General features: G+C 51.2%; 22 protein-coding genes. 4 read left to right on the forward strand and 18 right to left on the reverse strand.

Going from position 1 to position 22391, the window contains the following annotated elements:
• Positions 1-130: 130 nt before the first annotated feature.
• Positions 131-2218, forward strand: coding sequence for an ATP-dependent DNA helicase RecG (gene recG / locus J7395_RS15260; protein ID WP_209222139.1), 2088 nt, complete (start codon positions 131-133; stop codon positions 2216-2218).
• Positions 2219-2276: 58 nt separating this feature from the next.
• Here recG and J7395_RS15265 read toward each other — a convergent pair whose 3' ends face one another.
• Positions 2277-3125, reverse strand: a complete 849-nt coding sequence (locus J7395_RS15265) for a DUF502 domain-containing protein (RefSeq protein WP_097050255.1) — start codon at positions 3123-3125, stop codon at positions 2277-2279.
• Between the two features lie 202 nt (positions 3126-3327).
• On the opposite strand from J7395_RS15265, the gene J7395_RS15270 reads away from it, so the two are divergent.
• Positions 3328-3594, forward strand: a complete 267-nt coding sequence (locus J7395_RS15270; protein WP_209222141.1) for a hypothetical protein — start codon at positions 3328-3330, stop codon at positions 3592-3594.
• Entirely contained in the window at positions 3584-4027 is a 444-nt protein-coding gene (locus tag J7395_RS15275; RefSeq protein ID WP_209222143.1) for an NUDIX hydrolase, read from the forward strand. Before J7395_RS15270 ends, J7395_RS15275 begins: the two co-directional genes overlap by 11 nt.
• A gap of 96 nt (positions 4028-4123) precedes the next feature.
• Here the strand turns inward: J7395_RS15275 and rpoH are convergent, their stop codons facing one another.
• Positions 4124-4993: an RNA polymerase sigma factor RpoH gene (gene rpoH, locus J7395_RS15280; protein ID WP_037992565.1), complete on the reverse strand. Its 870-nt coding sequence runs from the start codon at positions 4991-4993 to the stop codon at positions 4124-4126.
• Positions 4994-5617: 624 nt separating this feature from the next.
• Here rpoH and J7395_RS15285 point away from each other — a divergent pair.
• On the forward strand, positions 5618-6127 hold the full coding sequence (locus tag J7395_RS15285) for a YchJ family protein (protein WP_247742195.1): 510 nt from the start codon (positions 5618-5620) through the stop codon (positions 6125-6127).
• Here J7395_RS15285 and J7395_RS15290 read toward each other — a convergent pair.
• The 16 genes from J7395_RS15290 to J7395_RS15365 all read right to left on the reverse strand — a co-directional run bounded on the left by J7395_RS15290 (position 6124) and on the right by J7395_RS15365 (position 22385).
• Positions 6124-6543: an NUDIX domain-containing protein gene (locus J7395_RS15290; RefSeq protein ID WP_231858141.1), complete on the reverse strand. Its 420-nt coding sequence runs from the start codon at positions 6541-6543 to the stop codon at positions 6124-6126. The two genes, J7395_RS15285 and J7395_RS15290, sit on opposite strands and share 4 nt — an antisense overlap.
• Before the next feature lie 103 nt (positions 6544-6646).
• Positions 6647-7519, reverse strand: coding sequence for a hypothetical protein (locus J7395_RS15295; RefSeq protein WP_209222145.1), 873 nt, complete (start codon positions 7517-7519; stop codon positions 6647-6649).
• A gap of 144 nt (positions 7520-7663) precedes the next feature.
• A complete protein-coding gene (gene ssb, locus J7395_RS15300) occupies positions 7664-8188 on the reverse strand; it encodes a single-stranded DNA-binding protein (protein WP_209222154.1) in 525 nt (174 codons plus the stop codon).
• Positions 8189-8247: 59 nt separating this feature from the next.
• A complete protein-coding gene (locus tag J7395_RS15305; RefSeq protein ID WP_062948890.1) occupies positions 8248-8721 on the reverse strand; it encodes a GAF domain-containing protein in 474 nt (157 codons plus the stop codon).
• A gap of 168 nt (positions 8722-8889) precedes the next feature.
• Entirely contained in the window at positions 8890-9960 is a 1071-nt protein-coding gene (locus J7395_RS15310; protein ID WP_097050259.1) for a sn-glycerol-3-phosphate import ATP-binding protein UgpC, read from the reverse strand.
• Positions 9961-10023: 63 nt separating this feature from the next.
• Entirely contained in the window at positions 10024-10878 is an 855-nt protein-coding gene (gene ugpE, locus J7395_RS15315) for a sn-glycerol-3-phosphate ABC transporter permease UgpE (RefSeq protein ID WP_062948894.1), read from the reverse strand.
• Between the two features lie 11 nt (positions 10879-10889).
• On the reverse strand, positions 10890-11768 hold the full coding sequence (locus J7395_RS15320) for an ABC transporter permease subunit (protein WP_062948896.1): 879 nt from the start codon (positions 11766-11768) through the stop codon (positions 10890-10892).
• Positions 11769-11848: 80 nt separating this feature from the next.
• A complete protein-coding gene (locus J7395_RS15325; RefSeq protein WP_062959931.1) occupies positions 11849-13147 on the reverse strand; it encodes an extracellular solute-binding protein in 1299 nt (432 codons plus the stop codon).
• Between the two features lie 445 nt (positions 13148-13592).
• Positions 13593-14453 (reverse strand): ABC transporter permease, encoded by an 861-nt coding sequence (locus tag J7395_RS15330; protein ID WP_062948900.1) that lies wholly within the window; start codon positions 14451-14453, stop codon positions 13593-13595.
• A gap of 12 nt (positions 14454-14465) precedes the next feature.
• A complete protein-coding gene (locus tag J7395_RS15335; protein ID WP_209222156.1) occupies positions 14466-15347 on the reverse strand; it encodes an ABC transporter permease in 882 nt (293 codons plus the stop codon).
• Positions 15344-16456 (reverse strand): ABC transporter ATP-binding protein, encoded by a 1113-nt coding sequence (locus tag J7395_RS15340; RefSeq protein WP_209222157.1) that lies wholly within the window; start codon positions 16454-16456, stop codon positions 15344-15346. Before J7395_RS15340 ends, J7395_RS15335 begins: the two co-directional genes overlap by 4 nt.
• A 134-nt stretch (positions 16457-16590) precedes the next feature.
• Positions 16591-17679 (reverse strand): extracellular solute-binding protein, encoded by a 1089-nt coding sequence (locus J7395_RS15345; RefSeq protein ID WP_114110188.1) that lies wholly within the window; start codon positions 17677-17679, stop codon positions 16591-16593.
• A gap of 306 nt (positions 17680-17985) precedes the next feature.
• Positions 17986-19104: a sn-glycerol-3-phosphate ABC transporter ATP-binding protein UgpC gene (ugpC, locus tag J7395_RS15350; protein ID WP_209222159.1), complete on the reverse strand. Its 1119-nt coding sequence runs from the start codon at positions 19102-19104 to the stop codon at positions 17986-17988.
• Between the two features lie 27 nt (positions 19105-19131).
• Positions 19132-19980 (reverse strand): carbohydrate ABC transporter permease, encoded by an 849-nt coding sequence (locus J7395_RS15355; protein WP_247742196.1) that lies wholly within the window; start codon positions 19978-19980, stop codon positions 19132-19134.
• 15 nt (positions 19981-19995) lie between these two features.
• Entirely contained in the window at positions 19996-20934 is a 939-nt protein-coding gene (locus tag J7395_RS15360) for a sugar ABC transporter permease (protein WP_097050265.1), read from the reverse strand.
• A 188-nt stretch (positions 20935-21122) separates the two neighbouring features.
• The gene (locus tag J7395_RS15365; RefSeq protein WP_209222161.1) at positions 21123-22385 is read right to left on the reverse strand and encodes an ABC transporter substrate-binding protein; all 1263 of its coding nucleotides are present in this window, start codon (positions 22383-22385) and stop codon (positions 21123-21125) included.
• Between the last annotated feature and the right edge of the window lie 6 nt (positions 22386-22391).

Genomic DNA, 22391 nt, shown 5'->3' on the forward strand with positions numbered 1-22391 from the left:
TGCTGTCATCCATCCAATTTGCATTGGCTCGTGACTTGTCGGTTGTCGCACGATAATTTTGTTGTATACCCAGCACGTAAACCGATTTGTTCTATTAACGTTCTCATCTGAAAACTCAACGAAAACTGTCATGCGTCCGGAAATTTTATTCCCGCTTTTTGCTGAAATCGACAGCCTGCCCGGTATTGGTCCGCGCCTGAAGCCTTTGCTCGCGCGGTTGATTGGTGGTGAGCATGTTGTCGATTTGCTCTGGCATCTGCCATCCGGGCTGATTGACCGGCGTTTTTCACCGCCGCTAACAGAAACAATTGACGGGTCGATTGTTACGCTTGATGTCTGGGTCGAACGCCATGACGCTCCGCCGAACCGCCGCCGTCCATATCGGGTAATTTGCAAAACCCAGAGTGGCCCGGTGGTTTTGGCATTTTTCAATGCGCGCGCCAAATACCTGAATGAAGTTTTACCAACAGGTGAAAAACGAATTGTATCGGGCAAAATTGATCACTATCGGGGCGAATATCAGATCACCCATCCTGACCGGATCGGGACCGAGGCCGAGCGCGAGGAAATTCAGACGGTCGAGCCTGTTTATCCGATGTCTGCCGGTGTTACAGGTAAAACACTAACCAAATCGACCCGGGCAGCCCTTACAATGGTGCCAGAACTGCCGGAATGGCATGATCCCGCTTTACAGGCACGCCACAAATGGCCGAACCTGAAATCCGCCCTATATCAGGTTCATAATCCTGAAAATGAGCGTGATCTGTCACCTGACCACCCTGCCCGCAAGCGACTTGCCTATGATGAGTTGCTGGCAAATCAGCTTGCCCTTGCGCTTATCCGGGCCAAAATGCGAAAGCTGGGCGGAATGTCGACAAAGGGTGATGGGCGTTTGCGCAAGGCCCTTGAAGCAGAACTGCCCTTTGCCATGACGGGTGCGCAGCAACGCGCCCTGCAAGACATTTACGAAGATATGGGCAGTAACGGACGCATGTTGCGCCTGCTTCAGGGGGATGTTGGTTCGGGGAAAACGGTTGTCGCGCTGATGGCCATGCTGAACGCAATCGAAACCGGTCGTCAGGCCGCATTAATGGCGCCGACAGAAATACTTGCCCGTCAGCATTTTGAAACCATTGCCCCGCTTCTGGAAAAAATCGGTGTAAACTGCACAATCCTGACCGGGCGCGATAAGGGCAAAAGTCGCAAGACAGCACTCGAGGGCTTTGCCAATGGAACTTTTCAGGTTGCTGTTGGTACGCATGCGCTGTTCCAGGAAGACGTGCAGTTCCAAGACCTAGCCTTTGCCGTTGTCGATGAACAGCATCGATTTGGCGTACATCAACGCCTTATGCTGGCTGGCAAGGGACAGGCAGTCGATGTTCTGGTCATGACCGCAACACCGATCCCCAGAACTCTGACCCTGACAGCGTTCGGGGATATGGAAGTATCGCGGCTGGATGAAAAACCGCCGGGACGAAAGCCGGTTGATACTCGTGTTCTACCTGCGGACAAGGTTGACGATGTCATATCAGGCATCGGTCGCGCCATGCGCACCGGGACCAAAATCTACTGGGTTTGCCCCTTGGTCGAGGATTCCGAAGTCCTCGATTTGCAGGCTGCAGAAGAACGGTATCGCATTCTGGTCGACCTGTTTGGCGAAAGCCGTGTCGGACTTGTCCACGGTAAAATGAAAGCCAAGGACAAGGATGCCGTGATGGAGCGCTTCGCCCACGGTGATCTGTCTATTCTTGTCGCGACAACGGTGATTGAAGTTGGAGTGAACGTGCCCGACGCAACAATCATGGTCATCGAACACGCCGAACGGTTTGGTCTGGCACAACTTCATCAGTTGCGTGGGCGGATCGGGCGCGGAGACGCGGCATCAACCTGCCTGCTGCTGTATGGTTCACCTTTAGGCGAGATTTCCAAAGCCCGTCTCAAGATCATGCGCGAGACAGAAGACGGTTTTATCATTGCCGAGGAAGATCTTCGCTTGCGTGGTGCGGGCGAAGTTCTGGGCACCCGGCAAAGCGGATTGCAAGCCTATCGCCTTGCCAGTCTGGAAATGCACGGTGATCTTCTGGCAATCGCCCGCGATGACGCCCGCCTGATTGTCGAACTTGATCCTGACCTGCAAAAGCCACGCGGAAAAGCATTACGGTTGTTGTTGTATCTTTTCGAACGCGACGAAGCCGTTCGTTATTTCCGATCAGGATAAAAACAAAGGGCGCTTGCAAATTGCAGCGCCCTTTTCATTCTATAGATTTCAAGCCGCTTCAAGCGTCTTCGCGGCTCTTGTCATCTGCATTTTCGTTTCCCGGTTCCGGGTGCTTGGAAACCAGAACCGGTGTATTTTCTTTTTCGCGTAGAACATCAAGGTCTTCGTATGTTTTGGCTGACACGACCGGTTTGGCTTGTGCCTCTGCCGAGCGGCGATCCGGTGGTGTTACAATCCCGCCGGACATAACCATTTTAATCGCTTCCTCGACCGTCATATCCAAGATTACGATATCCTTGCGCGGCACGAACAGAAGGAAACCTGATGTCGGGTTCGGTGTCGTCGGAAGAAAGATATTAATCACAGTATCTTCCGTCAGGTTTTGCACTTCACCTTTGGTTTGGCCTGTAATGAAGCCGATTGCCCACATGCCACGACGTGGGTATTCAAGCAAAACCGCTTGTCTGAATGCATTGGACTGATTGGCAAGAACCGTTTCAAGGATTTGCTTTACCGCTCCATAGATACTGCGAACCGCAGGGATGCGCGCCAGAATGCGTTCATAAAGCTTGATCAGGGCACGACCGGCAAAGTTGGTGGTGAACCAGCCGACGACCGTGATGAAAATCAAGATCACCAAAAGGCCAAATCCCGGGATACCATATTCCTGATAGCCTTCGGGCAGGTAATAGACCGGGTTATAATGTCCCGGGATCAGCGGCATGACCTTGCTGTCAACGAATTCGATAAACCACCATGCCAGTCCGAATGTAATGACAAGCGGAGCGCTAACGAGAACACCGGTCAGAAAATAGGCACGCACACGGGCGAAAAGCCCCGGGCTTGGCAGTGCATGACCGGAACTTTCATTGTCCGTTTCATGCTGGTCGTCACGATTGGCGGTCATTGATCACCTGTGAAGATGGGTCGCATTACATGGCACTGCCTGTAATACATGTTTGCATTCACCATTTGTCAGTAGGAATATGGCAATGCTGCGACTATTGATCAGGGGTAACTCCCCTTCCCTGAAGTGATAGCAGCATTCAAGTTTGCGGCGCAACCAAACAAACCGGGTGACACCAAACCGCCATCGTATAGGAGTTGTTTTGCAGGTCTGGATTGTTGAATACATATATGATGACAATGGCTCTGTTGGCATACGAACCGCCAAAGTTACGGCTCCTGATTATGAGACTGCCCGGCATTTTGCTCTGGGGGATGCACCAAGCGTCGATTTTGTCATGTCGCTACGTCCGGAGTCCGATGATCAGTTTCTCGGGCGACCGGCTATCCGGGCCCGTGAAATGACAGGCCAGGTCGTCCATGATGTTGTCGATCCTGACGAAGACATCGAAGAAGACAATGACATCTGATACCGACAAACGCGACTATCTGACACGGCCCATCATTGGCATTGGTGCTGTTGTATGGCACGGCGATAATGTTCTTTTGATCCAGCGCGGCAAGGCGCCAAACAAAGGCAGTTGGAGCATTCCGGGCGGTGCGCAGGAACTTGGGGAAACATTGCGTGAAGCGGTTCATCGCGAAGTTTTTGAAGAAACTGGAATCACGATTTCCGAACCGATCCTGATTGATACCGTCGATCTGATAACACCCGATAAAAACGGTCAGGTGCAATATCACTACACCCTGATCGACTTTGTCGCAGAAGCATTGGAAGCAGATTTAAAAGCCGGTGGTGACGCCGCGAATGCCCGGTGGGTATCACCGACAGAACTTGGCAATTATCAGCTTTGGGATAAAACCCGCGATATGATCAATCGATCCCGCACTTTGCGCTCATGACTCGACCATGATCCCATCGTGAAACAGATCACATTGCCATAAAGAAAAAGGCGACATCCTGTGATGCCGCCTTCTCTGTTTGTGTTCGGAGTCTGGTTATGCCGCAGCATGCTGCGTCAGAACAGATTCCTGAATTTTCTTGAACGCGCGTGCCTCAAGCTGACGCACACGTTCACGACTTACACCGAACCGTTCGCCGAGCTTTTCAAGCGTGATCGGATCGTCGCTCAGAAAACGGGCTTCGATAATTTCACGCTCGCGCTCCGGCAATTCACCCATTGCGCTTTTCAGCATGTCGTTATGCAGAACACGTTCCTCGGCGTCGGCCACAATGCTTTCCGGGCTGGGTGCATCGGATGACAGGGTATCAAGATACTCCATGCCTTCGTCTTTTGGCATCGGCGTATTCAGCGAGAAATCACGCGCCGCGAGGCGACGATTCATTTCCAACGCTTCCTTGCCGGTTACACCAAGCTTTTCTGCAACCGCATCGGCCTGCTCGGGGGACAGTTCACCATTATCATAAATGTTGAGCTGCTTTTTGGCTTTACGCAGGCTGAAGAACAGCTTTTTCTGTGCGGCCATCGTGCCGAGTTTCACCATAGACCAGCTGTGCAGGATATATTCGGTCACAGCCGCTTTGATCCACCACATTGCATAGGTCGAAAGACGGAAACCGCGCTCCGGGTCAAACTTCTGAACAGCACGCATCAGGCCGGTATTACCCTCTGCCACCAGATCAGCCATCGGCAAGCCATAGCCGCGATATCCAAAGGCAATTTTCGCAACAAGACGCAGGTGACTTGTGACCAGCTTGTGAGCTGCATCGGTGTCATCATGCTCATGATAGCGGCGTGCAAGCATATATTCTTCGTCTACGCTGAGCATCGGGAACTTCCAGACCTGTCTCAGGTAACCAGAGAATCCGTCATCCTGCGGTACAGCAGGTAATTTAATCGTGCTCATATCATGTCCTCCAGAGAGGTTTACGCATCACGCCTGACAATTCTTCCTACGAATTCAAACAGACTCTAGATGACGTGCAAACACTGTCAGTTGTGAACTTAATCACTCGGACGACCGGCAGTCATTTTGGGAAATGGTTCCGTCCGGTCGCAATTTCATCCCATAGGCCCTATGGGAGAGGACAGCAGACGCAAAGATAACTCATATTCATCGTGTCTCTTCCTTCCTCGAAGCAAATCGACAATTTACATGTCCGCCATTAGGCCGGAACACTATCCGGCGGTGCCATTGGGCCCCCACCCGCAAAAGTTAATATATCTAAACCCGAGTAAATTCGTCAAGATAAACCTGACCGGATTTCAGTTATATTTAACTTTCAATATCAGCATTTTACATAATTTACCCGATAAATCCAGTCGGATATTATCAATGCTGACAATCTCACGCTAGGATCGATATGCGGCAAAAAAAAGGCACGCTGTATTGTTTTTCACAGAGTTTTTGCGCTTTAGATAAAGTCTCGCTTATTCGCGTGTCCTGCGCGAAACCTGTTGCCATTCCCCCTGCATCAACCCTAGACCATTTTGACCGGCAACAGCATACATGACCAAAGGACAGCTATAGATGAACATGGCGAAAACAGACGCAATATCCCCCTGTCCATGTGGTGCCCCCAAAATCTTTGGCAAATGCTGCGATGAACTCCTGTCTGGAAAGCGCAAAGCTGCAACAGCAGAGCAATTGATGCGGTCTCGGTATAGTGCTTTTGTCACTCGCGATGCCGATCACCTGCTGGCGACCCTTGCTCCGGAAAAGGCATCCGGATTTGATCCTGAGCAGATCAAGGCAGATAACAATGAATGGCTAGGCCTGGAAATTATTGCCACACACAAAGGTGGCATCCTCGATCAGCACGGGATGGTCGAATTTATTGCCCGATTTCATGACAACGGGCGGGATCACGCGCTACATGAAATATCCCGGTTCGAACGGCGTAATGGTAACTGGTTGTATATCGATGGTGAATTTCCCGAAACATCGCCCGGCAATATCACGGCCAGCCCAACAAATACCGGTCGAAATGATCCCTGCCCGTGTGGCTCTGGGAAGAAATACAAAAAATGCTGCGGCTAGGATGACGCTTGTTCGCCCATAACACCGATCTCAAGGGCCCAGCGATGAAACGGACGGATTAGTTGTTGATAGGCTTCGTCATAGGTCAACCAGATTAATTCATGATCTGGTTCAACCGGAGGCCCCAAACGTTCGGTAAATTTGCACAGGAAAAACACACCGCGTTTTAGTCGAAATCGACCCTTGGCAAAGTTATTGACGTATTGTGACGCAATACCAAGGCGATTATGGATATCGATCTTGTAACCGGATTCTTCATAGGCTTCGCGATGCAATGCATCGCGTTCACTTTCTCCGCGCTCCACCCCACCACCAATAAGCACCAGCCCCTTTGGGGTACGCGCAACGGCAACTTCGCCCGCATCGTTCAGGATGACGGCATAGACACAGTCTTGCACGATATAATTTCTACCCATGTCAGGGTTGCCAAAGATCGGTCCAACCAAATTGATGTTCCTGGATTGCGGCCTTGCAAATATGTTCAAATGAACACTTCAGATGTTTGAAGTTACGACAATTTCAAATTGTCCGTGCCTGATCAAGCAGCAATTGACACCGAACTGCATCCAGACGCAATTCTGTGCGGCGAGCATCCGAGAAGTACTTTTTAAGGTCATCATTTGATACCGGTATTTCAAGACCACCGAACTCGGACGACAGACGTTTGACATGGTGTTCAGGCAATATCCGATCACGAAACCTGCCCTTGTTCAGGAACTTCTCGGCCAATGCAAAATCAAGCTGCATATTCCGATACAGGATGGTCTGGTAATTTGCGTGTATCTGCAAGTTTCCCTCGGCCGAAACGAACAGGATCGGGAACATGACGGCAAGCTCCGGTAAGTGCCGGTTCGGATATACCTGACCGTTCCAGTACTTTTCCGCCAAGCTGCCGTAAATATCGTAATCAGAAATCGAATGGAATCTGGCTTTGCCAAGTGGAAGAATTTCCACCTTTGGCTTGGTGATCGTTACAGTATCGTTGGAAACATCGACATAAAGATCTCCGAACTGGAATGCGTTCTGAAAATATTCGTGGCGCAGATTGCCCCAGACCCTTTTGGCAATCCCCCCCTGCAGACAGAAATCGCGCAACGCCGCAAGTCCTGCTGTCTTTGGTGATCGGAGTTCATGTTCCAGCAGGTCTTTGACCCCCTTGGTTATCTCGTAACAATAACCTTTCGGATAAATCCCCTTTTGTGGATGGTTCGCCGGGTCGAATTCCTGATCGAACTGCAGTCTCAGACGCAGCATGTCGTCATAAAGTTCCTTTAAACGGGGCAGCAGGTACTTTTTCGTCAGTTTGACCTGTTTGAAGTTCGTCGGCAGGATTTGTTCCTCGTCTGCCTGACGCTTAATGAATTCAAGACTTAGCTTGCCGCTGGATATCATTTTATATGCAACTTCTCGCCAATCACGATCCGGAACACTAACACAGACCTAAAAAACCTAGTGTTGCTTAGCGTTTAAACAAAGATGCCCCCGGACAAAAGCATGTTCGGAGGCATCAATGAAATCTTGTAATCAAATATTTTCTTAGAATGGAATCTCGTCATCAAGATCCGGTGCACCAGCCGGTGCCGAACCGCTACCCGAGGAGGATCCGCTGTTACCCCAGCCAGCATCGGAACCGCCGCCGTATCCACCACCGTTATCTGCACCGTATCCGCCGTCCGATCCGGAACCACCACCCATTCCGCCGCCTTCGCCGCGGTTATCCAGCATGGTCAGGTTCGAGTTAAAGCCTTCAAGAACGATCTCGGTGGTGTAGTTGTCCTTGCCATCCTGTCCCTGCCATTTGCGGGTGCGGAGCTGGCCTTCGATGTAAAGCTTGCTGCCTTTTTTCACAAAGCGCTCGACAACGTCGGCAAGGCCTTCGTTGAAGACGACAATACGATGCCATTCGGTGCGCTCGCGGCGCTCGCCCGACTGACGGTCACGCCATTGTTCCGACGTCGCAATGCTGAAATTGGCAATCTTTTTGCCCGCCTGGGTGAAACGGATTTCAGGGTCGCGGCCGAGGTTCCCGACGAGAATGACTTTATTGACACTGCCAGCCATGGGTTATCTTCCAAAGTTTGTGTTGTCCGCCGTTTCGTATGTACGAAACTGGTGAGTTATCATTGCGCAAAAATGCGCTGCATTAAAGTTTCAAGTGCGACGCGATCAGTCTCGTCGAACGAGCCGATGTCGACACTATCGACGTCAAGCACCGCAATCAACTGTCCTTGCGTATTCAGAACCGGCACCACGATTTCTGAGTTCGACCGGCTGTCACAGGCAATATGCCCGGGAAAGGCATGAACATCTTCAACAAGCTGGGTTTCAAGCGTCGCAGCAGCCATACCGCAGACACCACGGCCAAACGGAATGCGCAGGCAGCCCAAAGTTCCCTGATACGGCCCAACGACCAGTTCATTTTCTTTTTCCGGATCAACGATATAGAAGCCTGTCCAGAAATAATAGTCGAACTTTTGCGCCAGAATGCAGCTAACCGTTGCCATCAGGGCTGTGACGTTTTTTTCGCCCTCGGTGATGCTGATCAGTTCTTTTTCGGCCTCCAGATAAAGAGCCTGTTTCTGTTCGGCGTTCACGTGATGCTCCTGCGTTTATAAGCGCCTAGGAACTACCTGTTTGCCCGTATGGAGACAAGAACAAAATCACCCTTTCCAAACAAGTGTGATCTTATAAAAGAGCCCCGGCGCAATAAATGCACCGGGGCCGCTGCAGACCGTCTTGCGACGGACCAGGGAACCCGAAAATCAAAGGCGTTTACCACTGTCCTTGTCGAACAGGTGAACCAGATTTGCACTGGTTGCCAGCGACAATTCCTGTCCTTTCTCAAACTGATGTGTGCCTTGCATACGCAAAGTCACATTTTCATTCTTCTTGCCGAACTCAAGATATATCAAGGTTTCCGCCCCCAGTGACTCGATCATGCGAACCCGGGCTTTCAATGCACCGCTACCATCGGCCTTAAGCGTGAAATGTTCCGGGCGCACACCAACGACAAGATCGCGGCCTGCGTCAATTACGTGGTCGAGATCAATCTTACTGCCATCGCCCAGAACAACATGGCTTTTGTCATCCGCAACCTTACCATCAAGGAAGTTCATTGATGGTGATCCGATGAAGCTTGCAACGAACAGGCTGGCAGGCTTTTCATAGATTTCAATCGGCGTACCGATCTGTTCGGCGATACCGGCATTCATGACAATCAGGCGATCTGCCAATGTCATGGCTTCAACCTGATCATGAGTCACATAAACAGATGTAATACCAAGGCGTTGCTGAAGGTTCTTGATTTCAAGTCGCATATCAACACGCAATTTGGCATCAAGGTTGGACAACGGTTCGTCAAACAAAAAGACTTTGGGTTCACGCACGATCGCGCGGCCCATCGCAACGCGCTGGCGCTGTCCACCTGAAAGCTGCTGTGGTTTACGTTCCAGATAATCGTCAAGTTGCAAAATCTTCGCGGCATCACGAACGCGGGTGTCAATCTCGACTTTGCTGTATCCGCGGTTCTTGAGCCCATAAGCCATGTTAGCGTAATTGGTCATATGCGGATAAAGCGCATAGTTTTGAAACACCATGGCGATATCACGATCAGCAGGTGCGACATTGTTCACCACCCGGTCGTCAATCTTGATCTCGCCGCTTGAAATGCCTTCAAGCCCGGCTATCATGCGCAAAAGTGTCGATTTTCCGCAGCCGGACGGGCCCACCAGAACGGTGAATTCCCCGTCACCAATTTCTAGATCAATACCATGCAGGGCCTTAAAGCCGTTGGCGTAGGTTTTTTCAGCCCGATTAAGGGTAACAGTTGCCATTTTTGTATCCTGTATGCGGATCTGTGTATTTTAAATCACTGACATCAAATAGATTGATCGAGCCTATTTTTCGGTTTCGACCAGACCTTTGACGAACATGCGCTGGAAAATTACCACCACCAGTACTGGCGGAATGGTCGCCATGATTGTCAGTGCGAATGCCTTGGGGAATTGCGGTATCTGCCCGCCTTCATAGAGCGAGTTGTAAACCTGCTTGATCCCGATCACGATGGTATAAAGCTGATCATCGGTCGTCATCAGCAACGGCCAGAGATACTGGTTCCAGCCAACAACGAACATGATGATGAAAATCGCTGCGATCATGGTGACCGAAAGTGGTACCAGAATATCGATGAAAAACCGTAACGGCCCTGCCCCATCCAAACGTGCGGCTTCGAGCAATTCATCGGGCACCGACCGATAAAACTGCCGGAAGAAGAATGTGCCGGTTGCCGAAGCAATCAAAGGCAGAATCAAGCCCGTATAGGTATTAAGCAAACCAAGATTAGCGACGACTTCGTAAGACGGTACGATACGGACCTCAAGCGGCAGTAAAAGCGTCGCGAAAATGACCCAAAATAGTGGCACCGCCAGTCTGAACCGGAAATAGACAATCGCATAGGCCGCCATCATTGAAATGATAACCTTGCCAATTGCAAAACCAAGCCCGAGAACCATGCTGTTAAACAACATTTCAAGTGCGGTTACCCGCCCCTTGGTTGCGGCGCTGTCAAACAGGATTGCCCCGTAATTCTCAATGAAATGCCCACCAAACCAGAACTGCAAACCATGCTGGAAAAGATATTCGCGAGTATGAGTTGAAGACACCAATGCAATCCAGACAGGCAGGATCATAAACAACGATCCAATGATCAGGATCAGGTGATTGGTGATTGTACGCCACTTTGACTGATACACGACGCGTCCCCCTAATAGTGCACTTTGCGTTCGATAAAGCGGAACTGGAACACGGTAAGCACACTTACCATAATCATCAGCAATACCGATTGCGCCGAACTGCCGCCCATATCCGCACCAAGGAACCCGTCAACATATACCTTGTAAACAAGGGTCGCGGTTGAACCGCCGGGCGATCCTTTGGTCGAAACGTCAATGATCCCGAATGTCTCGAAGAACGCGTAAGTCAGATTAATGACCATAAGGAAGAAAGTCGTCGGCGCCAGAAGCGGAAATGTAATTGTCCAGAAACGGCGTTCGGCACTTTTACAATCCAGTGTAGCCGCTTCGGTTACCGATTTCGGAATCCCTTGCAAGCCCGAAAGGAAGAAGATGAAATTTACACTGACCTGTTTCCAGACCGCAATCAGCGTCACAACAAAGGCGGCATCGCCGGCATTCTGGATGTGGTTGAATTCGAAACCGAAACTGTTGAACAGCTTGTAAAGGTCGCCCATCAGCGGATTGAACAACATATTGCCCAGCAAGCCGGCCACAGGCGGCGCAACGGCGTACCCCCACATCAAAAGCGTCTTGTATGACTTGGCTCCGCGAATAACTTCATCGGCGCGAACCGCTAGAAACAGTGAAATCGCAATGGAAATAAAGGCCACAAGGAAGGAAAAGACTGCGGTGAATATCGCAGACTGAAGCCAAGCCCCACTGGCAAGTACATCTTCGAAATTTCGGAACCATACAAACTGGGAAGACAGGCCGAATGCGTCTTCAAGCAGAAAAGACTGATAAACGGCCTGGGCCGCGGGCCACAGGAAAAATATCGCAATAATCAGAATTTGTGGTGCGATAAAAAAATAAGGAACCGGGCTATGCCCGAATTGTACGCGTTTCATTGATGACGCAACCCCAAGACTGGTCCAGGAATCGAAAAACAGGGCGGCTGTTTAAAGCCGCCCTGTCAGCGAGATGCTGATTAGTTCGAATAGGTGTCGTTGAAGCGTTTCAGCAACGCATTGCCTTCTTCCTCAATCGCGGCAAAGGCCTGATCAATGGTTGCTTCACCATTCATCATCTTGTCGACTTCGCGATAGATAACCTCACGGATCTGGACATAGAAACCAAGACGGTAACCCTTGGTCCACTCGCCACCTTCTTCAGACAGCTGCTGGATGCCTACTTCAGCGTCCGGGCTTTCCTTGTAATAGCCATCTTTCTTGGCCAGCTCGTAAGCAGCGGTCGTGATAGGAACGTAGCCAGTTTCCTTGTGCCAGTAATACTGGGTTTCCGGCTTTGTCAGGAATTCGAAGAACTTGGCAACGCCTTTATATTCTTCATCCGAGTGACCGGAAAAAGCGAACAGCGACCCACCACCGATAAAGGTGGATTTTGGCGCATCACCAACGCCTTCCCAATATGGGAGGGTCGAGGTACCGAATTCAAACTGTGCAGATTTTTTCAAACCACCGAACGAGCCGGACGAACCGATCCACATTGCGGCTTTCTGCTGCAGGAAGGCATCCTGGTTTGCACCCCATGCACGGCCATAATAGCCAAAGTAACCGGCATCTTTCCACTCTTTGACGTGCTGCCAGTGATCTTTCAGCGCATCGTTGTTATAGAGCAGCTTCACATCGGTGCTGTCGTAACCGTTATTAGCAGTTGCCATCTGCAGGTTATGACGGGACATGAAGTTCTCGAAGAAAATCCAAGGGCTGTGCGATTCAGCAAGACCTTCATAGCCTGCTTCTTTCAACTTTGGCGCTACCTCTTCAAATTCCTGCCAGGTTTTCGGAACTTCGACACCGGCTTTGGCAAGTGCATCCTTGTTGAAATACAAAAGCGGGGTCGAACTGTTGAACGGCATGCCGATCATCTTGTCGTTCGAGTCAGCATAGAAATAGCGGACACCCGGGATATAATCATTGATGTCGAAGCCAACACCATATTTCTGCAGCAAATCGGCAACCGGATAGGTCGCACCCTTTGCGTTAATGATGGTTGCAGCACCGGCATCAAAAATCTGGATGATATGCGGCTGGTTTTTCGCGCGGAACGCCGCGATACCGGCAGTCATCGTATCTTCGTAGCCACCTTTATTGATGGCAACAACCTTGTATTCGTCCTGGCTGGCATTGAAGTCGGCTGCAATCTGGTCAACAACACCCCCAAGTGCGCCATCCATTGCGTGCCACCATGTGATTTCGGTTGCGGCATTGGCGGTGCTGCCAAGGGCAAACACTGCTGCTGCAGCCATCAGGGTTTTGCGAAACATGATCTTCTATCTCCCAAATAAAAACTTGTCCGCACCAAAGCCGCCTGTTGTCCGGCTTGATACAACGCATTTGTTTTCATTCGAGGGGGACGTTTCCTCAAGTGACAGTTTTCGGAAATTTACTTTTGATGCGCGAAATGACCGATAAAACTGCCGTTTTTTAGTTTTTAGTGTGCATTCGACCCCTTCAAATGTTCATATGAACATCGCATAAATCGAACACCTTGCAAAGGTTTTCAATTATTGAAACCGACCTTGATTCTCGCTGATTCCATTCATTCGATGCTTTTCAAGCATTTCAGCCGTTTTCATAATTATTTCGATGTCGTGCATCTGTAATATTCTGGTGCAGAGATTTGGCTTTGATGAGCAAAACGGGCAGCCTTTCGACTGCCCGTTCAATGTTCATTCGCGAACACGGCTTCATGCTGTCGCCTTGCCCGGCTTACGAGGTATTCTTGTCTCGCTGAACAAAGACTGAAAGCAATGCCAAACCGCCGGAAACAATCATCAGCAACAGCGAAAGCGCATTCAGTACCGGCGTTGATCCCTGTTTGAGCCGGTCAAACATGGCAATGGTCAAAGGTGCATCCGAGCCGACAAGCATCAATGTTGTATTGAAATTTTCAAACGACATCAGGAATGCAACGATCCCTGCCCCGACCAAAGCCGGTTTCAGGAATGGAATGGTAATCGTCCAAAGCGCAGCCTGCCGTGTTGCCCCCAGATTGAGGGCGGCTTCTTCCAGGCTGATATCAAATTTCCGAAGACGTGCGGATATCACCAGTGTGGTTATCGTGGTGATGAAAGCAAATTGGCCAATAATCACCAAAAACAATCCCGGGCGCAGGAAATCAAGATCCCACCCAATCGTTTCTTCAACACCATTTGCAATGGCATTGGAAAAAACGAGGATGGATATGCCCAGAATGACCCCCGGAATAACCAGCGGCGACAATGCAACGACATAAAGAAGGTTTTTACCGGGAAACTGAGCACGCTCAAACAGGAACGCATTACAGGTTCCGACCGTAACCGAAAGCAATGTCACACAAAGTGCGACAAACGCGGAAACCCCGACGCTTTCAAGCAATTTGCTATCATTGAAAATGCCTATATATGGCCCCTCGCTGCCAAAGAACCATTTTAGCGTGGCACCTTCCCACGGCATGGATGGAAACAGGCTGTCGTTAAAGGCAAACACGCCGACAACAATCAGCGGCGCACTGAGATAGATGAAAAACAGTGCGATATACCCGGTATAGATGCCCTTATAGAAACGCGGCTGGGGAATACTTGGAATCATGATAACGCCTCCTCAGCTCACGGTTTCTGAAAGCGTCTGGCGACTAAGTTTCAGGCCGATCCAGACAATCAGGGATGAGAGAACCAGCAACAGGAACCCGAATGCCGATCCGGATTCCCAGTTAAACCGGGTGATGAACTGGGTATAAATCTGTTCCGTGAACCAAAGGCTATCTTTGCCGCCCAAAAGGTTGGGCGTCAGGTAGTTACCAAGTGTCAGCATGAAAACAACTATGCAACCGGACGCAATACCGGGCATGGCATGCGGAATGACAATATCGCGGGTTACGGTAAAGGCATTGCCGCCAAGGTCGTATCCAGCTTCGATCAGGCTGTCGTCAAGGCTATCAAGTACCGACACCAGCGGCACAACCATGAACAGCATTGATGTATAAACAAGCCCCACCATGATGGTCGCATCATTGTAAAGCATCTCGACCGGGCCATCCGCGATCCCGGTCCATTGCAGGAAATTGCTGATCACGCCGCTTTCGCGTAGGAGGATCATCCAACCAAAGGTACGCACCAGCTCCGATACCCAGAACGGGATCAGGCATAGAAGGAACAAAACGTTCCTGCCTTTGCCCCGCATGACCTTGGCAATGTAATAAGAAACCGGAAAACCGATGATCAGGGTCAGTGCTGTCGCCATAAGCGACATCACCGCGGTACGGACATAGGTATTCCAGTAAAGCGGTTCGACGAAAAACTCGATATAGTTGATCAGGCTAAATTCGTACTTGCCGTATGAAATCCGTTCACGCAACGACACTAGAAGCAGATCCACATGCGGCAGGATCACAAGCAGGAACAGCCAAAGCAACAAGGGCATGGCAAGCAGCAAAGTACCAAATCGCATCGCCCCTGCCTTGCCGGTTGACGCGGAGGTAGTCATGCTGCGGTCCCCAGTTTTTCAGGCGCGGCAAAACAGCGTGTTTGTTCCGCAGCCCACGTCAGATTGACAGTATCGCCCACTTTCAGATTGGCGAATGCGCCGGTTTGTGGCAAGGCCACCGTCATTTCGTGCCCGGTTGCGCTATCGCGAACCTGCACACTGCTGGCGGCACCGTTAAACAGAACATTCTCAACCTTTGCTCCGATGGCATTATCGGTTTTGCCTTGCCCGTCAATTGCAATGGCCTCGGGACGAACAAATACATCAACCGTTTGGCCCTCGCTCAATTCAGGATGAACCGTACAGGATGCGACAACAGAACCACCGGTCGGCAGATTGATCATAATCTGATCGTCTTGTGTCGTGCCGACCGTTCCTTTCCAACGATTGCTTTCGCCAACAAAGCCGGCGACAAAAGCCGTCTGCGGATTGTAATAAAGGTCCTGCGGTGCGCCGACCTGCTCAAATCGGCCGGCATTCATGACCGCCACCTGATCGGACATCACCAATGCTTCGGACTGATCATGCGTGATGTAAACGAATGTCGTGCCGATCTCATGCTGCAATTGCTTGAGTTCGACCTTCATATGCTCTCGCAATTTAAGGTCCAGAGCACCGAGTGGCTCGTCAAGAAGCAGCACCGCCGGTTCCAGAACAAGACAGCGTGCGATCGCAATACGCTGTTTCTGGCCGCCTGAAAGTTGACTGATCTGTTTGGGACCTGAGTCCGGCAGTCCGACACGTGCCAGCGTATCATTGACCTTCTTCTCGATTGTCGATCGGTCAACACCGCGACGTTTCAAGCCATATGCCACGTTTTCCGCAACATTCATCATCGGAAAAAGTGCCAGATGCTGGAAAACCATATTCACAGGCCGACGGTTTGGCGAGACACCCAGCACCGATGAACCATTAATCAGAATGTCACCGGATGTAGGTGCCTGAAAACCGGCCAGCATGCGCAATAGCGTTGTTTTACCGCAACCGCTGGGACCCAGAATGGAAAAGAAAGACCCTTTGGGGATCGCGAGTGAAATGGAATCTACCGCGGTAAAAGCATCAAATTTTTTGACCACGTCGCGACATTCAAGGTCGAATTGATCTACCATGGGAGCCTGCATGAAATGAATTGCCGATGTCCGCCTGAAACCGGTCATCGCAGAAAGGAAAAAAATGCAATGTCCCCGGCATCTTCTGCCGGGGACAATATCATCCGATCCAAACAGGATCAGAACATCTTGGCTTAGGACTGTGCTGCTTTCACACGGTCAAGCGTTTTGCCTTCAAGGGTTTCCAAACCTGCAGGAACTGTCGGATACCATTTAATATTATCAAGGGCTTCGGCCGGGAAGCTGCTCTGGAACTGTGCCTTCAGCTTGTCATCGGCAAACTCGTCTGCACCTTTCGATGCGGTAAAGTTACCGGCACTTGCCGTAATTTTCGCAGCAATTTCAGGTTGCATAACGAAATTGATCCACTTGTAAGCGGCATCTTCGTTTTCGGATTTGCGCGGCAGCACGAAGGTATCGATCCAGCCCAGCGCACCAGATGCCGGGGCAACAAACGTGATATCGGCGTTGTCGTTATTGAGCTTCCAGCCACCGGTATCCCATGCCATTGCAGCAACCACTTCGCCCGAACGCACAAGGTTCAGAAGCGCATCGCCCCCTTCCCAGTAGGTTTTGACGTTCGGTTTGCATTCGACCAGTTTCTTTTCAACAGCATCAAGAATTTCCTGATACTTCGCTTCGTCGCCATAAGCCGCGAACGGGTCCATCCCCATTGCAAAGGCAAATCCGATCAGTGTCGGACGTTTCAGGCGATAGGAAACCTTGCCAGAAATGTCGGCATTGCAAAGATCGGTATAATCCTTGACGTCACCAGCCTTGGAAGTGTCAACGATCAGGCCGCTGGTGCCCCAGACATGCGGAACACCATAAACCTCGCCCTCAAGCGTGGTGTTTTTCTTGGTTGCTTCAAGCATCGACGGAATGAATTTGGCGGCATCAATCTTGGAAAGGTCGATCGGCTTATAAATGCCGTATTCAAGCTGTGCACCTGAAATGCGGTCCTGTGACGGCTGGGCGAGATCAAAACCGCCACCACCCGTTGCACGCAACTTGGAAATCATGTCTTCGTTGTTCGAAAGCGTGACTTCAACGTCGATGCCCGTCTCTTTTTCAAACATCTCGACGACGTCATCAGGTGCATACCCACCCCAGGTCAGCAACCGAAGTTCTTCGGCCTGTGCGGTTTGGCCAAGCATCACCATTCCGGCAAGGGCGGTAAGCCCAAGCAGAGAACCGCGCAGTGCGCCATGCTTTTTCGACATTATTTTACCTCTCTGTTGACGTGACGGCACTTCCCCTGTCCGGCGTCAATGTATTCTGTGACATTGCAAACGTTCCGGGACCGCACCAGTATCGCAAGAAACTTTGTTGAAACGAAAGCAAAATCGATCATTTTGCATTCTTTTGAACAATTCATTTCAATTCTCGCTGTGAAACCAGACTTTCCGCAAGTTAAACTTCTGCAACAATTTTTCCGGGTTTCAGCACTGAAAGGTATCTGTTTGCGAATAAAAAAGGGGCCGCCAAACCGGCAGCCCCTTCATATCTAAACATCTGGAAGCTAAGCCCTATTCATCGGCACTATATTCCGCTGGGCATTGAAGCTTGTCATAGGCCTTTCCGTTGGCATCAAACAGATGAGAAGCCCCGGCTTCGGCTGCTGCACTGATAATTTCGCCAATTTTAATACGGCTGTGGCCAGGCGCGCGAACTGTGAAGCGATCCCCGTTCGCCAGCTTAAGGTACAGATAGGTAGAGTCGCCGAGCTTCTCGACAACATCGACCTCGCCGGAAATCGACAAATCCCCCTGCTCACCCGGTGAAAGATGCTCCGGCCGGACCCCCAGTTCGACATCCTTGCCGACATCACCTGCAGGCACGTCAAACGGCAGAACAGCCTTGGCGCCTCCCGGCACGGTAACGGTTACCTTGCCCTGTTCGACGGCATCAATATGAACCGTTGTGAAATTCATTGCAGGCGATCCGATAAAACCGGCAACAAAGCGTGTTTGCGGATGATGATAAAGTTGCATCGGCGATCCGACCTGCTCGACATTGCCGGCATTCATCACAACGATCTTGTCGGCCAGCGTCATCGCTTCGACCTGATCATGCGTGACATAGACAATCGTCGACTTCAGTTCCTGATGCAGCTTGGCAATCTCGATGCGGGTCTGCACACGCAATGCAGCATCAAGGTTCGATAGCGGTTCGTCAAACAGGAATACTTTCGGTTGGCGAACAATCGCGCGGCCGATCGCCACGCGCTGGCGCTGTCCACCCGACAATTCAGACGGACGGCGATCCAGAAGCTGGTCCAGTTGCAGAATGCGGGCGGCCTCGCGCACGCGCTGATCAATTGCGGCCTTGTCGTGATTGGCCAGTTTCAGGCCAAACGCCATGTTCTTGTAAACCGTCATATGCGGATAAAGCGCATAGGACTGGAACACCATGGCAATCCCGCGGTCGCGCGGGCTTTTGGTATTCACGACGTCCCCACCGATCATCAGATCACCACCGGTGATGTCTTCCAGACCGGCGATAATGCGAAGCAACGTCGATTTTCCGCAACCCGACGGTCCCACAAAGACGACAAACTCGCCGTCCTTAACATCCAGATCGATGCCATGCAGCACATCAACAGCGCCATAGCTTTTGCGTATCTGGTCAAGTTTCAAATCAGCCATTTAAGTAAGCTCCTGTCACACCAATACTCATTTCACCGCGCCAGATGTCAGGCCGCGAATGAGTTGTCGGGAGAAAATCAGATAAAGGATCAGGATCGGAATGATCGCGAGGCTCAACGATGCCAGAACCGCGTTCCAGTCGGTCACATACTGTCCAATGAATTGCTGGATCCCCAGCGTGATGGTTTGCTTGCCATCACCCGGCGCCAGGATCAGCGGGAACCAAAGGTCATTCCAGATCGGGATCATGGTAAATACCGCGACCGTTGCCACGGCCGGCCGGATCAGCGGCAGGATAACCGCAAAGAAAATCTTGAATTCACCAACCCCGTCGCAACGGGCGGCTTCTTTCAAATCCTTGGGTATCTGATGCATGAATTCGGTCAGGATAAAGATCGCCAACGGCAATCCCTGCGCGACATAGACAAGGATAAGTGCTGTCAGCGTATTGATCAGGCCCAATTCAACAATCAGGTTCAGGATCGAAACCGAGCCCAACCGGATCGGCACCATGATGCCAACCGCCAGATAAAGCGCAAGCCAGGTATTGCCGGGAAACTTGTATTCCGAAAGCGCCCAGGCCGCCATGGAAGCAAGCAGCAGAACAATAACGATGGTAACGACCGTGACGGTGAAGCTGTTAAAGAAAAACAGCTCGAAATTTGATCTCGCCAGAACCTTGGTGAAGCCTTCAAGGCTGAAGGTTTCAGCGTTCGGCAGGCTCATCGGGGCGCTAAAAATCCCCTTGCGGGATTTGAAGGCGTTGATGATCACGAGAAAGATCGGATACAGCGCCACCAGCGTGTAGGTCAGCAGGATCGCATGCACGATCACGGCACGCGACATGTCTTCACGACGGATATTTTTAGTCACCATGATCTTGCCGCCTCCTTACAGCTGGTAGCGCGCCAGACGGCGCTGCACGGCGAACAGATAGAAAAGAACACCGGCAAGAATGATCAGAAACATCAGCGAGGCAACAGTGGCACCAAGGCTTGGATCGCCAAGCTGCAACTGGTAGCCAAAGAATGTGCGATAGAACAGCGTACCCATGATGTCGGTCGAGAAATTCGGTCCCGCCAACGCACCCTTTACAGCATAAATCAGATCGAACGCATTGAAATTACCAACAAATGTCAGGATCGATACCATCGCAACCGTCGGCAGAACCAGCGGCAGCTTAATATGCAGGAACACCTCGAAATGGGTTGCGCCGTCGACAATTGCCGCGTCGACAAGATCGTCGGGGATCGCCAGAAGTGCCGCATAAATCAGCATCAGCGGAATACCGACCCACTGCCAGACCGAGATAAAGGAAAGCGTTATCAGGGCCGAACCTTCCTTGCCAAGCCACGGACCAAACAGCGATTTCAGGCCGAAAATATCAAGGATATCGACGCCAACACCCCATACAGGGCTCAGGATCAGTTGCCAGATGAAACCGACAATCACCACCGACAGCATGGTCGGCATGATCATCATCGTGCGATAGGTGTTGCGGAACCTCAGTTGCGGCAGGCTCAAAATGCCTGCAAGCGCGATCCCGATCGGGTTCTGAACCAGCATGTGAACCGCAAAGAATTTCATATTGTTCCAGAAACTGTTCCAAAACGTCGCAGACCAGTCCGGATCGCCCAGAATGGTTCGATAGTTATCGAAACCGACAAAGGCCATTTCCCCGCCGTTTGGCGTGGCATAAAAACTGAGGCGAATGGAATCGATCAGCGGATAGATCATGAACAATGTGTAGATGATCGTCGCTGGTGCCAGAAAGGCAAACACAGGCAGTTTTGCCTTGCGCCAATCGGTCATGGGCCCGGAATGCGCCATACCTTATCCTGTCTTTCTGAGATTAAGCGTACGGGGAACGCGTCCCCGGTCGAAAGCGTTCATCTGAGCGCCTGATTGCAGTCCTGTCCGCCCCGTTTGTCAATCGGCGTGATGTTCGAAACTGCAAGATACCCGGTAGATACAAGGATGGCAGGCGCAAGAAGTCACCTGCCATCTGTAGTCAGGTCTTACTGATGCGGCGCATACCACTTCGCAAGCCCGGCTTCGGCGGATTTGCCGGCTTCTTCCGGAGTAACAGTTCCGTTGATAACCTGTGCGGAAATATTCCACAGTTCGTTTTCAAGGTTCGGCGTGCCACGCGACAAAATCTGATACGAGTTACGAATGGTTGATTCGCATTTCTGACGCCAGCTCACGAACTCGTTGGCAACCGGATCGGTGATTTCGACCTTGTGGTTCGACAACGAGAAGAAGCCCGGAAGCGCGTTGGAGTAAAGCGACGCAAATTCCGAACCGGTCATCCATTCGAGGAAGACTTTTGCTTCGGCGGCATTCGGCGATTTAGCATTCAAGCCCAGCGCGATATCGGTGTGGTCGCTGATATAGCAGGTGTCCGAACCTTCTGCCGGAGGCGGCGGAAATGCGCCGAACTCAAATTCGGCCTGGCTGTTAAACAGCGAAATATCCCAGGAACCGGCCGGATAGACAGCCGCACGGCCAAGCGAGAACAGGTTCTGCGCATCCGGATAGGAAATGGCCTCATAGCCGTCCGGGAGGTAGTTTGCCCAGCTTGCCAGTTCGGTAAAGGTGTCAACATACGGCTTATCGGTGAATTTCTGGCTGCCGTCGATCAGGGCTTTGCGGCCCTCTTCGCCCTTCCAGTAATTCGGACCAATGTTCTGGAAGCCCATGGTGGCGGCTTCCCACTGATCGGCAGTCCCCATTGCCATCGGGATATAGCTACCTTCTTCCTTGATTTTATCAAGGGCAGCATAGAATTCTTCGCGAGTCTTCGGCACTTCTACACCGGCTGCCTCAAAGGCTTCCTTGTTATAGATGAAGCCGTGAATAACCGATGCCATCGGCAGGCAGAAAGTGACAGAACCGTCATCCGTCTGCCATGCGGATTTCGCAACATCAGAGAAATTGTCCATGCCTGCGATATCGTCAAGCGGTGCAAGATTGCCCTGCTTGTAAAGCTCAAGCGACGCATCGAACGGACGGCACGTGATCAGATCGCCAGCCGTGCCGCCAGCGAATTTCGCATTGATCAGCGCGTTGTAATCGGTCGGCGGGGTCGGCGAGAAAGTCACCTTAATTTCCGGATGTTCCTTGTTAAAGGCCGGAATAATCTGATCATTCCAGATATCGATATCGTCGTTACGCCAGCTCTCGATCACGAGTTCGCCAGCAGATGCCATCAACGGAACCAGGGCGACACTTGCCGCCAGAGCCGCTGCCAGGCCTTTTGCAAACACTTTATTCGACATTTATGC

Origin of the sequence: Thalassospira sp. A3_1 (genome assembly GCF_017744215.1) — a bacterium.
Classification (GTDB): domain Bacteria; phylum Pseudomonadota; class Alphaproteobacteria; order Rhodospirillales; family Thalassospiraceae; genus Thalassospira; species Thalassospira lucentensis_A.